Origin of the sequence: Mycobacterium sp., assembly GCF_032162605.1 — a bacterium.
Classification (GTDB): domain Bacteria; phylum Actinomycetota; class Actinomycetes; order Mycobacteriales; family Mycobacteriaceae; genus Mycobacterium.
On sequence record NZ_JAVROT010000304.1, the window covers coordinates 1 to 11,840 of the forward strand.

The window sequence follows — 11,840 nt, forward strand, 5'->3', positions numbered from 1 at the left end:
GTCGATACCGGTGATCGAGAACTTCGTGGGCGTCTCCACCGCGAACGTGATGCCCTCGGGCGCCTCGATCACGACGGGATGGCTGTAGCCGAGCGCGAACTCGAGGGAATTGCCCTTGAGCACGACGCGGTAACCAACGCCGAAGATCTCCATCTTCGTGGTGTAGCCCTCGGTGACACCGGTGATCAGGTTGGCGACCAGCGTGCGAGACAGCCCGTGTAGCGAGCGGTTGCGCCGCTCGTCATCCGGGCGGGTCACCACGATGGCGCCGTCGTCGCTGCGCTCGATCGAGATCGGCTCGGCCACATCGAGTGCAAGTGAGCCCTTGGGCCCCTTGACGGACACGTTCTGTCCGTCGATCGTTATGTCGACCCCGGTGGGAACCAGGACCGGCTGCTTTCCAATTCGCGACATGTCTACTCCCTCACCACACGTAAGCGAGGACTTCGCCGCCCACGCCTTGTCGTGCTGCCTGACGGTCGGTGAGCAGGCCAGATGACGTGGAGATGATCGCCACGCCGAGGCCACCGAGAACCCGGGGCAGATTGGTTGACCTCGCGTACACGCGCAGGCCGGGCTTGGACACCCGCTTCAGGCCTGCGATGCTGCGCTCACGGCTTGGGCCGTACTTCAGTTGCACCACCAGTGCCTTGCCAACCCGAGCATCCTCGGTGTGGAAGTCGGTGATGTAGCCCTGTTCCTTGAGGATCTCGGCGATGTGCACCTTGATCTTCGAGTGAGGCAGGGTCACCTCGTCGTGGTACGCCGAATTGGCGTTGCGCAGACGTGTCAAGAAGTCTGCGATCGGGTCCGTCATGGTCATGACAGCCAGCTCACCTTCCTCGCGGCGGTTCCCGCCGGGTTCAATACCCTTGGGGGCCTGCCGCGTGCTTTCCTTAGTTGGTCTGTTGGTTGGGGGTTACCAGCTGGACTTCTGGACACCGGGCAGCTCGCCGGCATGCGCCATCTCCCGCAAGCAGATTCGGCACAGGCCGAACTTGCGGAACACAGCGTGCGGACGTCCACACCTGTTGCAGCGCGTGTAGCCGCGAACCTTGAACTTCGGCTTCTTGTTGGCCTTTATGACCAGCGCCTTCTTTGCCATCTGCTCAGTTCTCCTTGAACGGGAAGCCCAGCGCACGCAGCAGCGCGCGGCCTTCGTCGTCAGTCGTCGCCGACGTGACGACGGTGATGTCCATGCCGCGAGGCCGGTCGATGCTGTCCACGTCGATCTCGTGGAACACCGACTGCTCGGTCAGGCCGAAGGTGAAGTTGCCACTGCCGTCGAACTGCTTGGGCGACAGACCACGGAAGTCGCGGATACGCGGGAGGCTGATCGAGACCAGGCGGTCCAGGAACTCCCACATGCGATCGCCGCGCAGCGTCACGCGGGCGCCGATCGGCATTCCCTCGCGCAGCTTGAACTGGGCGATCGACTTGCGCGCCTTGCGGATCTCCGGCTTCTGCCCGGTGATCAGCGCGAGGTCGTTGACTGCGCCGTTGATCAGCTTGGCGTCACGGGCGGCGTCACCGACACCCATGTTCACGACGACCTTCACCACGCCGGGGATCTGCATGACGTTGGCGTACTTGAACTGCTCGTTGAGCGCGCCCTTGATCTCATCGCGGTAGCGCTGCTTCAGACGCGGGAGCGTCTTCTCTGCGGTAGTCATCTCTAGATGTCCTTGCCGTTCTTCTTCGACACGCGGACCTTCTTGCCTGTCTCTTCGTCGAAGCGGTAGCCGATGCGGGTGGGGTTGCCGTCGGAGTCGACGACCATCACGTTCGAGACGTGGATCGGAGCCTCCTGCGTGACGATGCCGCCCGAGGACGCACCGCGCTCGTTCTGCGAGACGGCGGTGTGCTTCTTGATCCGGTTGACACCCTGGACCAGGACCTTCTCGCGGGTCGGGAAGGCCTGCAGGACCTTGCCCTTGGCGCCCTTGTCCTTACCGGAGATCACCAGCACGGTGTCACCCTTGTGCACCTTCATTTACAGCACCTCCGGGGCCAACGAAACGATCTTCATGAAGCGCTTCTCGCGAAGCTCGCGACCGACAGGCCCGAAGATGCGCGTGCCGCGCGGGTCGTTGTCGGGCTTGATGATGACGGCGGCATTCTCGTCGAACTTGATGTAGCTGCCGTCAGCGCGGCGGCGCTCCTTGACGGTGCGGACGATGACGGCCTTGACGACCTCGCCCTTCTTGACGTTGCCGCCCGGGATTGCGTCCTTGACGGTCGCCACGATGACATCGCCGATGCCGGCGTATCGCCGACCCGAGCCACCGAGCACCCGGATGCACAAGATTTCCTTGGCGCCCGTGTTGTCGGCGATCTTCAGCCGCGACTCCTGCTGAATCACTAGATCTCCTCGAATTGAGTGCACGTGCGAACAGCCTCGACAGAATCAAGGACGGCTCGACGTACGCGGTCTTCGTCACCTAAGGGCACGCAGGGCTGGCTTCCCGATGAGCGCTTGCGCGAAGAGCTACATCCGAGCGGTCAGCCGAGGTCTGCCCAAGGCAACCCCTACATAGTAGGTGAGCACGTGCGATGCGCCAAATCGCGTCGGGTCTGCTGGCTTGGCCGGATCGCGATGCCGCCGGAAGTCAGCCTCTCACGGGATCGTGATGGCGAAATCCGCCGTCAGCACCGCCGTCGCGGCGTTGAAGGCCGACGTTCCGCTGGGCGCGGCAGCATGGATCGTCACCAGGTAGTTCTTCGTATTCGTCCAGATGTGCGCGACGCGGTCCTCGAAGGTCTCGTTGCCCTGGGCCCCACCGGAGAGCAGACCCATCAGGCGTTGCCCGCTGTAGCCGCAGCTCTCGGCGGGCAGCACGCTGACGCTGCTGATCGGGGCCGACGCCGTGATGTCGTCGGCGTACTTCTCGAAGGCGGCGGCAGGGTCGAGGTCGGTTCTGGTGATGCCGACGTCGCCGGACGTGCCGTCCGGTCCGGTCAGCGACACACCCGCGGGCGTTGGCGCCGCGCTCCATCCGGCGGGCAGCGCAACGACGATCCTCGGCGCGGCGGGGTCACCGATCAGCACGGGGGTTGCCGTGCCAGCCGCCGGCGGCGGCAGACACAACAGGGCATTCGGAGGAACCGTCTCCCGCATGGTGGGTGCGACGCCCATCGTCGACAGCCCGGTCGGGGGCTGAGCGCTCGTCGCCGTGGGTGCCGCGGTGCCTGTCTCGGTGGCCGTCGCCGTCGCTTCACCGGTCGGTCCTGCGATTGGGTGACCGTCGCTGGTCTTCGCGCACCCGCTCACCGCGCCGACGGCGACCAGTGCCGAAAGTAGCCATCGGACCCCACGTTCGTGGCGTGTCATCGGCACAGTATGGGCCGCGGACGGCCCGCGCGGACGGGCTTCGAATCACACGTCGGCCACGCACCGGAACCCGATGTGGGTCGTCGCACTGTCCTGTGATTGCGACGACCGGGCGGCCGGTCGGTAGCGGTGGCAGTACTCCGGCGCGCAGAGGTGCGAGCCGCCCTTCAGTGTCTGGTTGACGCTCGGATCCGGTTCCCGCACGGGCGTGCAGCAGCCCTCGGACGTGCTCGGCTGCCGGTCCTGATCCCCCGGTCGCTCCGCTCCTGCCCGCCGGTCCTGATCCCCCGGTCGCTCCGCTCCTGCCCGCCGGTGCCCCATCGAATACCTCGTCGACGTCCACTCCCACACATTGCCGATCATGTCGACGAGCCCGAAGGCGTTCGGCGGGAAGGCGCCGACCGGGGACGTGCCGAACCAACCCATGGCGCCGTTGTTGCGATAGGGGAACCGACCCTGCCACGTATTCGCCATCAGGTCACCGCCGGGCGCCGCCTCGTCACCCCACGCGTAGGTCGTGGTTGCGCCGCCACGCGCGGCGTACTCCCACTCGGCTTCGGTGGGCAGGCGCCGTCCCGCCCACTTCGCGTACGCCAAGGCGTCGACGTACGAAACCTGCACGACCGGATGATTGAGACGGTCGTCGACCGCGCTGCCCGGACCGAACGGCTGCCGCCACGACGCATGGGGCGCCCAGTCCCACCACTGTCGCCAATCCCGCAGATCGACGGGCCCCGCGGTCGGTCGGAAGACCAGCGCGCCGGGCCCGAGGTCTGCCCCCGCGACCCCGGGGTACAGCGCAGGATCGAGCGGGCGTTCGGCCACCGTCACGTATCCGGTGTCCTCGACGAATCGAGAGAACTGGGCGTTGGTCACGGGATGCCGCTCGACGGCGAATGCGGGCACCGTCACCGTGTGGGCAGGAGCTTCCTCCGGATAGAAGGCCGTCGACCCCATCCGGAAGTCCCCGCCAGCAAGCCCGACCAGTTCCGTCAGCACGCCATTCACGGTAGGCGCTGTGTCATCAGTCCTTGGAGAATGCCTGCGCCAGCTCCCGTGCTGCGTCCCGGTACGGGGTGCCCGAGATGTCCACGACCACCTTCTCGATGGTGCCACCCGTGAAGGCGTACGGCGCTGCGTAGGCGCTGGAGATCGCCTGCCCCGAGTTGCGTCCCACCGCGATTCCTCCACCGGCGAGCCCAAAGGTGCCGGGATGCGCGCGCACTCCCGACAGCGTCGCGACCGTGTCGCCGTCGATGTGCAGCGACACGTCGCCGAGCGGTGTATGACTGCCCTCGACGGTTCCGGTCTTCTCGTAGCGGACTCCGAAGACGTGATCGCCCAACGGAATCGGATCGGGCGCCGACACCCGCTGCTCGTCCTCACCCATGAAGTTGTAGATGTACTGCAGGCGGCCGCCCTGAACGAACAACACGTGCCCGCCGTGCCCGGCGCCCTGCTTGAAGAGCACCCCTTGGGCGCCAGCCGAGTCGACGGCGAGCTCGGCGAGGATCGAGAAGGACTGTCCCCGGATCTCGACCGCCGCGCCGATGCCGACCTCCGCGGTGCCCGGGTAGTACGTGAACGTCTTCCTTTCAGCGGACAGATAGGGCCGCCACCGCGTCAAGGTCTCCAGCAGGTTGAGATCGGCCAGCGGAAGTCCGTTGTACTTCGCCGCTTCGCTGAACCAGAGCGCCTTGAGTTCCTCCAGCTTCTCCGGTCGTTCGGCCGCCAGGTCGTGACACTGGCTGCGGTCCGCTTCGATGCGGAAGAGCTCCCAGCGATCGTCGTCGAAGTGCGACCAGCCTGCGGGACTCGCCGCGTGGACAGTGTTCGCGAACCAGCCGTCGTGCCAGATCCCACGCGTGCCGAGCATCGCGTAGAACTGCGTGTCCTTTCCAGTGTCGGCAGACGAATCAGCAAGGGCCGCCTTGAAGCTGACCCCGTCCAGAGGCTTCTGTGCGATTCCCCCGACCTCGTCGGGAGGGGTGATCCCCAACAGGTCGTAGATGGTCGGCGTGACGTCGCAGACGTTCACGTAGTTGTCGCGAACCTCGCCGTGGGCGTCGATCCCGTTGGGCCACGAGATGATTGCCGTATCGGCGATGCCGCCTTCGTGTGAGGCGTAGCGCTTGAACAGCTTGTAAGGCGTGTTGAACGCCATGGCCCACCCGATCGGGTAGTGGTTGTAGGTCTCGGGCCCACCGAGTTGGTCGTAGAACCGCAGACTCTCTTCCACGGTGTCGATGTAGCCGTTGAAGAACTTCACCTCGTTGACCGAACCATTGGGGCCGCCTTCACCACTGGCGCCGTTGTCGGAGATGACCACGATGACGGTGTTGTCCAGTTGGCCGGACTCCTCGAGGTAGTCCAGGATGCGGCCGATCTGGGCGTCGGTGTAGGACAGGAAGCCGGCGAACACCTCGGCCATCCGGCTGAACAGGCGCTTCTCCTCGTCGTCGAGCGTGGTCCACGGCCGCACGGTGTCCTGATAGGGCCAGGTCTCGCCGCTCGGTCCCGTCACGTCGAGATACGGGTTGACGGGCGACAATTCGGTGTCCTGCGGCACGATGCCGAGTTCCTTCTGGTTCTCGAGGACGATCTCGCGATAAGCCTCGTAGCCCATGTCGAAGCGCCCGGCGTACTTGTCGGCCCATTCCTTGAAGACGTGGTGCGGGGCGTGGCCTGCCCCGGGGCAGAGATAGTTGAACCAAGGCTTGTCCGGCGCGATCACCTTCGCGTCGCGGATGAATTCGATGGTCTTGTCGGCCAGGTCCTTCGACAGGTGGTAGCCGTCCTCCGGGGTGCCTGGAGGGGCGACGGGATGGTTGTCGTAGACGAGTTCCGGATACCACTGGTCGGTTTCCCCGCCCATGAAGCCGTAGAACCGCTCGAAGCCACGACTCAGCGGCCAATGTCGTTTGGTGGCCGCAAGATTGGACTCCTCGAGCGGGGTGAGGTGCCACTTGCCCACGCAGTAGGTGTTGTAACCCTGCTCGGCGAGCACCTCCGAGAGCAGCGCGGTGTCGTTCGGGATGCGACCGTTGCAGTTCGGGAATCCGTCGGTGAACTCCTCGATGGTGGCCATTCCCACCGTTGTGGCGTTGCGCCCGGTGAGCAGCGAGGCCCTGGTCGGCGAGCACAGCGCCGTGGTGTGAAACTGAGTCAGACGCACTCCGCGTTCGGCAATGCGGCTCATGGCGGGCATCTCGACCAGGCCGCCGAAGCAGTCCCACGTTGCGATGCCCGTGTCGTCCCAGACGAGGTAGAGCACGTTGGGCGCGTCCGGCGGGGCCGTCGGTGCGGCGTACGGCCCCCAGTCCGGCTCGGAATCGCGGATGTCGAGCTCGATCCTGCCGTTGAATTCGCGCATCTTTCCCGTCGCTTCGCTCGCCCCAGTCGTCATCGCATCCCGTCCAAGGTCGGTGAATCGCCGCATCCTCGGCGACCGCCCGGAGGTTACACCCGCAACGTATTCGGAGGCTGAGGAATTGACGATGCCGGCATTTCGGACTGGCGGTTCAACCACCACTGCACCGCGAGCAGCGGAACCGTCCAGCCGAGCCAACCGGACAGACCGGCCACCAACCAGATGAAGTGTTCTTCGTCGCCACCAAAGACGCTGTCCCGCAGGGGTTGCAGGGTCAGGTAGAAAATCGGGTTCCAGATCCGGTTGGTGATGATGGAGAACGCGAGTGTCACGCTGCGGAGCATGTGCCGCCGATGGCTGGCGATGTCGCGCCGGCGCGCGGCCAGGTACCCGTTGACGGTGAACCACAGCCACAACGCGCCCAGCGCCACGCTGCCCACGGCGAGGACGGGACCGAACGGTGTCGCGGCGCCGATGACCATGCCGCTCGGCGCCGCGGGTAGTGCCGCGGCGACGTACACCCTGCCCATCCCGCGATGCAGCCGCGGCCACCGGCCCCGCAACCCCGGCCAGATCTGAACCAGCGCCGCCATCATGGCCACACTGGCCAGCGCCACGTGGACGACCAACAGCGGATAGTGCATACCGAAGGTCGCAGGCACCCGCGATCGCGCGGGGTCGATGGTCAGATAGGGCGGCAGCGAGAGAACCAGGAACACGGCGACCACGACGACCAACAGCACGGAACAGCGGCGTGCGTATGTCATACGCATGAGCGTACGGCATACGCATGAGCGGCGTGATCGATTAGGCTCAGACCCACATGACCAGTGATGAAACCGACGAGCCGCCGATCCCCCGCGCGCTCGATCTGCTGTGGCGAGGTCCGCGTCCCTCCCGCCGGGCGGGCGGGTTGACGCGCGAGCGGATCGTCGCCGCGGCAATCGATCTGGCCGATTCCGATGGCCTCGGCGCCCTCTCGATGGCCCGCCTCGCGGAGCGACTTGGGTGCGGGACAATGTCGCTCTACCGCCATGTCGCCAACAAGGACGAGTTGGTGGTGTTCATGCTCTCCCAGGCACCGGCACCGCCGCCCGCGGGGTCGTCGGATGGCGTGAACTGGCGTGGCATCCTCACGGATTGGGCGGACGGCCTGTGGGGCGTGTACCACCGCCATCCCTGGGTGCTGCAAACCGCGTCAGTGGGCCCTCCCGCCGACCCCGGCCAGCTGTCGTGGCTGAACGCCGGACTGGCCGCGCTCGGCGGCACGTCACTCACCGAGCGCGACAAGTTCGGCGCTGTCATGGCCGTGCTGCACTTCGTGCGCGGTGCCGCGGCTCTGGCCATCGGGGCCGGCGCCATGCCGGATCACGGCTATCCCGATCTGCTCAAACGACTGGTCGACCGGACGAGGTTCACCGCGCTGTCCGCTGCCCTCGATGCGGGGGTGTTCGACGATGCCAACAGGAATCCACTGGCCGAATTCCATACCGGCCTAGAACAGTTGCTCGACGGCATCGAGGTGAAGGTCGCAGCGCGTCGCTGACGGACACGACTACGTGGAGCGGCCCTCGGCGGCCCGTGACGAGTGACGTCGTGCGACGTCCGGTCGTGATTGTTGGTCGCGCCGTCGGGCATTCGACGATCCGACGTGCCGGCCCTCCGGTGGATGCGTCGCCGACGATTCGCCTTCGTCTCGTACATGGCCGAATCCGCACCGTCGCCGCGCCCAGAGTCATTGGTTCGGAGAGGCTGCGTTCCAGTCGGCTGACGAAGTCGGCCAGCTCCGAGCCCCCACGTCACCGGCCACGAGTGTGCCGAACTCGTCTCCCCCGAGCCGGCGAGACACTTGCGGAAATTGATCTCTGCGTACAAAACCGGACCAACGACCGAGCTCGCCCACGCCCGTCAGCAACGTCCCTACAAGTTCCGGCGCGCGACCGCCAAATATCCCGACAAGCGCGAAAGCCCCCGATGCCGTTGGGCATTCGGGGGCTTTCGAATGAAGTGCGAAGTGCTACTTCGCCTTTTCGAGGATCTCGACGAGGCGCCAGCGCTTGGTCGCCGAGAGCGGCCGCGTCTCCATCAGCGACACGCGGTCGCCGATACCGGCGTCGCCCTGCTCGTCGTGCGCCTTGACCTTCGTGGTGGTCCGAATGATCTTGCCGTAGAGCGGGTGCTTGGTGCGCTCTTCGAGTTCGACCACGATGGTCTTCTGCATCTTGTCGCTCACCACGTAGCCGATGCGCGTCTTGCGACGTCCACGCGGCTTCTCGGTACGCGGGGTGTGCGCGGGTCCGGCCTGCTTCGAAGCTGCAGTCGTGCCCTCAGTCGTCTTCTCTGCCATTACGAATCCTCACCAACGGGTCCGGATGCCAGACCCAACTCACGTTCACGAAGCACGGTGTACACGCGTGCAATCTCCTGCCGCACGACGCGCAGCCGACGGTTGTTGGCCAGCTGGCCGGTCGCCGTCTGGAAGCGAAGGTTGAACAGCTCTTCCTTCGACTCGCGCAGCCGGGACGTCAGCTCGTCCTCGGTCAGCTCGCGCAGTTCGCCAGGCGAAGTTCCCACTGCCATCAGAACTGCTCCTCTCTGGTAACGATGCGTGCCTTGATCGGCAGCTTGTGGATCGCGCGGGTCAGCGCTTCCTTCGCGATCTTCTCATCGGGGTAACTGATCTCGAAGAGCACGCGCCCGGGCTTGACGTTGGCCACCCACCATTCAGGCGAACCCTTGCCGGAACCCATGCGGGTCTCTGCGGGCTTCTTGGTCAGCGGGCGGTCAGGGAAGATGTTGATCCAGACCTTGCCGCCACGCTTGATGTGCCGGTTGATGGCGATACGAGCGGACTCGATCTGCCGGTTTGTCACGTAGGCGTGCTCCAGTGCCTGGATGCCGTAGTCACCGAAGCTCACCGAGGTGCCGCCGCTGGCAATACCACGCTGTCTCGGGTGGTGCTGCTTACGGTGCTTTACCTTGCGGGGAATCAACATGGTTTAGCTCCCTGAATCCTGCGTAGTGCTCTCAGTCTCCACCGAAGCCGGAGCGGCTTCGACGGCGGCGGACGTGTCAGCGGCGGACGTGTCGGCGCCGGACGTGTCGGCGGCTGGCGCCTCTTCGCTGGCAGCACGGCCGGCCTCGGTGCTCGTCGCCGTGGTGCCCGACGCGCCACTGCGGCGCGGGCGGGTGCCCGTGGGACGGTCGCGGCGCGGACGCTCTGCACCTGCGGCGGCGGGGGCGGCGAGCTCGCGCTTGCCACCGACGACGTCACCCTTGTAGATCCAGACCTTCACACCGATGCGGCCGAACGTGGTCTTGGCCTCGTATAGCCCGTAATCGATGTCGGCGCGCAGCGTGTGCAGCGGCACCCGGCCCTCGCGGTAGAACTCCGAGCGGCTCATCTCGGCGCCGCCGAGGCGACCCGAGCACTGCACCCGGATGCCCTTGACGTTCGGCTGACGCATGGCCGACTGGATCGCCTTGCGCATGGCGCGACGGAATGCGACGCGGTTGCTCAGCTGTTCGGCTACACCCTGGGCTACCAGCTGTGCCACCGACTCGGGGCTCTTCACCTCGAGGATGTTGAGCTGAACCTGCTTGCCGGTCAGCTTCTCCAACGTGCCGCGGATGCTGTCGGCTGCCGCGCCCCGGCGGCCGATGACGATGCCCGGCCGCGCAGTGTGGATGTCGACGCGGACCCGGTCACGGGTGCGCTCGATCTCCACCTTGGCGACACCGGCGCGCTCCAGCTCGACGTTGCGTTCACCGGGGATGACGAACGGCGCGAAGAGCCGACGACGGATTGCGACGTCTTCCTTCACGTACTCCGAGTACTGCTTGTCGGCGTACCAGCGTGACTTCCAGTCGGTCGTGATGCCGAGGCGGAAGCCGTGGGGATTGATCTTCTGGCCCACTACTCCGAGCCTCCCTTCGAATCAGAAGCCTCAGAGGCCTTCTCGGGTGCCGCCTTCTCGGCGGGCACCTTCGTGGCACTACTGGATGTCGCCGCCGGAGCGGCTCCGGAAGCCTTCTTGGTAGGAGCAGTGGCGGCTGCCTTGCTGCCCTGGGCGCGACGCGCCCTGGTGGACGAGGCCGAGGAAGAAGAACCCTTGGCGCCTCCATCCCGCACGGGACGGCTTTCGACGATCACCGTGATGTGGCTGGTGCGCTTGCGGATTCGGAACGCACGCCCCTGGGCGCGCGGCCGGATGCGCTTGGCGGTCGGGCCTTCGTCGGCGTACACCGAGGCGACCACGAGCGTTGCGGGATCCAGTCCGTCGTTGTTCTGTGCGTTTGCCGCCGCGCTGGCGATGACCTTGGCGACCGGCTCGCTGGCGGCCTGCGGGGCCCAGCGGAGGATGTCGAGCGCCTCGGTCACCGTCTTGCCGCGCACCAGGTCGATCACCCGGCGCGCCTTGGACGCCGAGACGCGCACGAAGCGCGCCTTGGCAACCGCGGACGGATACTCAGTGGTTGCAGTGGTCATCGCCGCTTGGCCTTCCGATCATCCTTGATGTGACCCTTGAACGTGCGGGTCGGCGCGAACTCGCCCAACTTGTGGCCGACCATGGCCTCCGACACGAACACCGGCACGTGCTTGCGGCCGTCGTGGACGGCGAAGGTGTGTCCGATGAAGTCGGGGATGATCGTCGACCGACGCGACCAGGTCTTGATGACCTGCTTGGTGTTCTTCTCGTTCTGCACGTCGACCTTCTTCAAGAGATGGTCGTCGACGAACGGGCCCTTCTTCAGGCTGCGTGGCATCGCTGGATACTCCTAGCGCTTGTTCTTGCCGGTGCGACGGCGTCGGACGATGAGCTTGTCGCTCGGCTTGTTCTTGCGGGTGCGGCCCTCGGGCTTGCCCCACGGGCTGACCGGGTGACGGCCACCAGAGGTCTTGCCCTCGCCACCGCCGTGCGGGTGGTCGACCGGGTTCATCACGACACCACGGACGGTCGGGCGCTTGCCCTTCCAGCGCATCCGGCCGGCCTTGCCCCAGTTGATGTTCCCCTGCTCGGCGTTGCCGACCTCGCCGACGGTGGCGCGGCAGCGCACGTCGACGCGGCGGATCTCACCACTGGGCATGCGCAGCGTGGCGTAGGTGCCTTCCTTGCCGAGCAGCTGGATGCTGACACC

At 66.0% G+C, this 11,840-nt stretch carries 17 protein-coding genes and 1 pseudogene; 1 reads left to right on the plus strand and 17 read right to left on the minus strand.

All coding sequences use genetic code 11. The features are described 5' to 3' along the window. The 10 genes from QOI01_RS17565 to QOI01_RS17610 all read right to left on the minus strand — a co-directional run. On the minus strand, positions 1 to 414 hold a 414-nt coding region (locus QOI01_RS17565), incomplete at its 3' end, for a 50S ribosomal protein L6 (RefSeq protein WP_526383121.1). 10 nt (positions 415 to 424) lie between these two features. Beyond that, positions 425 to 823: a 30S ribosomal protein S8 gene (gene rpsH, locus QOI01_RS17570; RefSeq protein ID WP_526383123.1), complete on the minus strand. Its 399-nt coding sequence runs from the start codon at positions 821 to 823 to the stop codon at positions 425 to 427. 96 nt (positions 824 to 919) lie between these two features. Next, entirely contained in the window at positions 920 to 1,105 is a 186-nt protein-coding gene (locus QOI01_RS17575) for a type Z 30S ribosomal protein S14 (RefSeq protein ID WP_163918946.1), read from the minus strand. 4 nt (positions 1,106 to 1,109) lie between these two features. Beyond that, the gene (gene rplE / locus QOI01_RS17580) at positions 1,110 to 1,673 is read right to left on the minus strand and encodes a 50S ribosomal protein L5 (RefSeq protein WP_526383125.1); all 564 of its coding nucleotides are present in this window, start codon (positions 1,671 to 1,673) and stop codon (positions 1,110 to 1,112) included. Positions 1,674 to 1,675: 2 nt separating this feature from the next. Beyond that, positions 1,676 to 1,993, minus strand: coding sequence for a 50S ribosomal protein L24 (gene rplX / locus QOI01_RS17585; RefSeq protein WP_526383127.1), 318 nt, complete (start codon positions 1,991 to 1,993; stop codon positions 1,676 to 1,678). Next, positions 1,994 to 2,362 (minus strand): 50S ribosomal protein L14, encoded by a 369-nt coding sequence (gene rplN, locus QOI01_RS17590; RefSeq protein ID WP_056557578.1) that lies wholly within the window; start codon positions 2,360 to 2,362, stop codon positions 1,994 to 1,996. A gap of 255 nt (positions 2,363 to 2,617) precedes the next feature. Next, positions 2,618 to 3,331: a hypothetical protein gene (locus QOI01_RS17595; protein WP_526383129.1), complete on the minus strand. Its 714-nt coding sequence runs from the start codon at positions 3,329 to 3,331 to the stop codon at positions 2,618 to 2,620. Positions 3,332 to 3,376: 45 nt separating this feature from the next. Next, entirely contained in the window at positions 3,377 to 4,330 is a 954-nt protein-coding gene (locus tag QOI01_RS17600) for a formylglycine-generating enzyme family protein (protein WP_526383131.1), read from the minus strand. A gap of 25 nt (positions 4,331 to 4,355) precedes the next feature. Then, a complete protein-coding gene (locus QOI01_RS17605) occupies positions 4,356 to 6,737 on the minus strand; it encodes an arylsulfatase (RefSeq protein WP_526383133.1) in 2,382 nt (793 codons plus the stop codon). A gap of 53 nt (positions 6,738 to 6,790) precedes the next feature. Continuing rightward, a complete protein-coding gene (locus QOI01_RS17610) occupies positions 6,791 to 7,468 on the minus strand; it encodes a DUF2306 domain-containing protein (RefSeq protein ID WP_526383135.1) in 678 nt (225 codons plus the stop codon). A 56-nt stretch (positions 7,469 to 7,524) separates the two neighbouring features. Between QOI01_RS17610 and QOI01_RS17615 the strand changes: the two genes are divergently transcribed. After that, positions 7,525 to 8,247, plus strand: a complete 723-nt coding sequence (locus tag QOI01_RS17615; protein WP_526383137.1) for a TetR/AcrR family transcriptional regulator — start codon at positions 7,525 to 7,527, stop codon at positions 8,245 to 8,247. A gap of 471 nt (positions 8,248 to 8,718) precedes the next feature. Here QOI01_RS17615 and rpsQ read toward each other — a convergent pair whose 3' ends face one another. The 7 genes and pseudogenes from rpsQ to QOI01_RS17650 form a co-directional block, all read right to left on the minus strand. Further along, positions 8,719 to 9,048, minus strand: coding sequence for a 30S ribosomal protein S17 (gene rpsQ / locus QOI01_RS17620; protein ID WP_526383139.1), 330 nt, complete (start codon positions 9,046 to 9,048; stop codon positions 8,719 to 8,721). Beyond that, positions 9,048 to 9,281, minus strand: coding sequence for a 50S ribosomal protein L29 (gene rpmC, locus QOI01_RS17625; protein ID WP_526383141.1), 234 nt, complete (start codon positions 9,279 to 9,281; stop codon positions 9,048 to 9,050). Before rpmC ends, rpsQ begins: the two co-directional genes overlap by 1 nt. Beyond that, positions 9,281 to 9,697 (minus strand): 50S ribosomal protein L16, encoded by a 417-nt coding sequence (rplP, locus tag QOI01_RS17630; protein WP_526383143.1) that lies wholly within the window; start codon positions 9,695 to 9,697, stop codon positions 9,281 to 9,283. The genes rpmC and rplP overlap by 1 nt, the downstream gene beginning before the upstream one ends. A gap of 3 nt (positions 9,698 to 9,700) precedes the next feature. Further along, on the minus strand, positions 9,701 to 10,618 hold the full coding sequence (rpsC, locus tag QOI01_RS17635) for a 30S ribosomal protein S3 (RefSeq protein ID WP_526383145.1): 918 nt from the start codon (positions 10,616 to 10,618) through the stop codon (positions 9,701 to 9,703). After that, positions 10,618 to 11,190, minus strand: coding sequence for a 50S ribosomal protein L22 (rplV, locus tag QOI01_RS17640; protein WP_526383147.1), 573 nt, complete (start codon positions 11,188 to 11,190; stop codon positions 10,618 to 10,620). Before rplV ends, rpsC begins: the two co-directional genes overlap by 1 nt. Beyond that, positions 11,187 to 11,468, minus strand: a complete 282-nt coding sequence (gene rpsS / locus QOI01_RS17645; RefSeq protein ID WP_057167020.1) for a 30S ribosomal protein S19 — start codon at positions 11,466 to 11,468, stop codon at positions 11,187 to 11,189. The genes rplV and rpsS overlap by 4 nt, the downstream gene beginning before the upstream one ends. Before the next feature lie 12 nt (positions 11,469 to 11,480). Next, a pseudogene (locus QOI01_RS17650) lies at positions 11,481 to 11,840 on the minus strand (50S ribosomal protein L2); the annotation flags it as partial.

What these genes read in the sequence shown, in the direction of transcription:
- rpsH (WP_526383123.1), bottom strand. Translation starts at nt 823, where the DNA reads ATGACCATGACGGACCCGATCGCAGACTTCTTGACACGTCTGCGCAAC.
- QOI01_RS17575 (WP_163918946.1), bottom strand. Translation starts at nt 1,105, where the DNA reads ATGGCAAAGAAGGCGCTGGTCATAAAGGCCAACAAGAAGCCGAAGTTC.
- rplE (WP_526383125.1), bottom strand. Translation starts at nt 1,673, where the DNA reads ATGACTACCGCAGAGAAGACGCTCCCGCGTCTGAAGCAGCGCTACCGC.
- rplX (WP_526383127.1), bottom strand. Translation starts at nt 1,993, where the DNA reads ATGAAGGTGCACAAGGGTGACACCGTGCTGGTGATCTCCGGTAAGGAC.
- QOI01_RS17595 (WP_526383129.1), bottom strand. Translation starts at nt 3,331, where the DNA reads ATGACACGCCACGAACGTGGGGTCCGATGGCTACTTTCGGCACTGGTC.
- QOI01_RS17605 (WP_526383133.1), bottom strand. Translation starts at nt 6,737, where the DNA reads ATGACGACTGGGGCGAGCGAAGCGACGGGAAAGATGCGCGAATTCAAC.
- QOI01_RS17610 (WP_526383135.1), bottom strand. Translation starts at nt 7,468, where the DNA reads ATGACATACGCACGCCGCTGTTCCGTGCTGTTGGTCGTCGTGGTCGCC.
- QOI01_RS17615 (WP_526383137.1), top strand. Translation starts at nt 7,525, where the DNA reads ATGACCAGTGATGAAACCGACGAGCCGCCGATCCCCCGCGCGCTCGAT.
- rpsQ (WP_526383139.1), bottom strand. Translation starts at nt 9,048, where the DNA reads ATGGCAGAGAAGACGACTGAGGGCACGACTGCAGCTTCGAAGCAGGCC.
- rpmC (WP_526383141.1), bottom strand. Translation starts at nt 9,281, where the DNA reads ATGGCAGTGGGAACTTCGCCTGGCGAACTGCGCGAGCTGACCGAGGAC.
- rplP (WP_526383143.1), bottom strand. Translation starts at nt 9,697, where the DNA reads ATGTTGATTCCCCGCAAGGTAAAGCACCGTAAGCAGCACCACCCGAGA.
- rplV (WP_526383147.1), bottom strand. Translation starts at nt 11,190, where the DNA reads ATGACCACTGCAACCACTGAGTATCCGTCCGCGGTTGCCAAGGCGCGC.
- rpsS (WP_057167020.1), bottom strand. Translation starts at nt 11,468, where the DNA reads ATGCCACGCAGCCTGAAGAAGGGCCCGTTCGTCGACGACCATCTCTTG.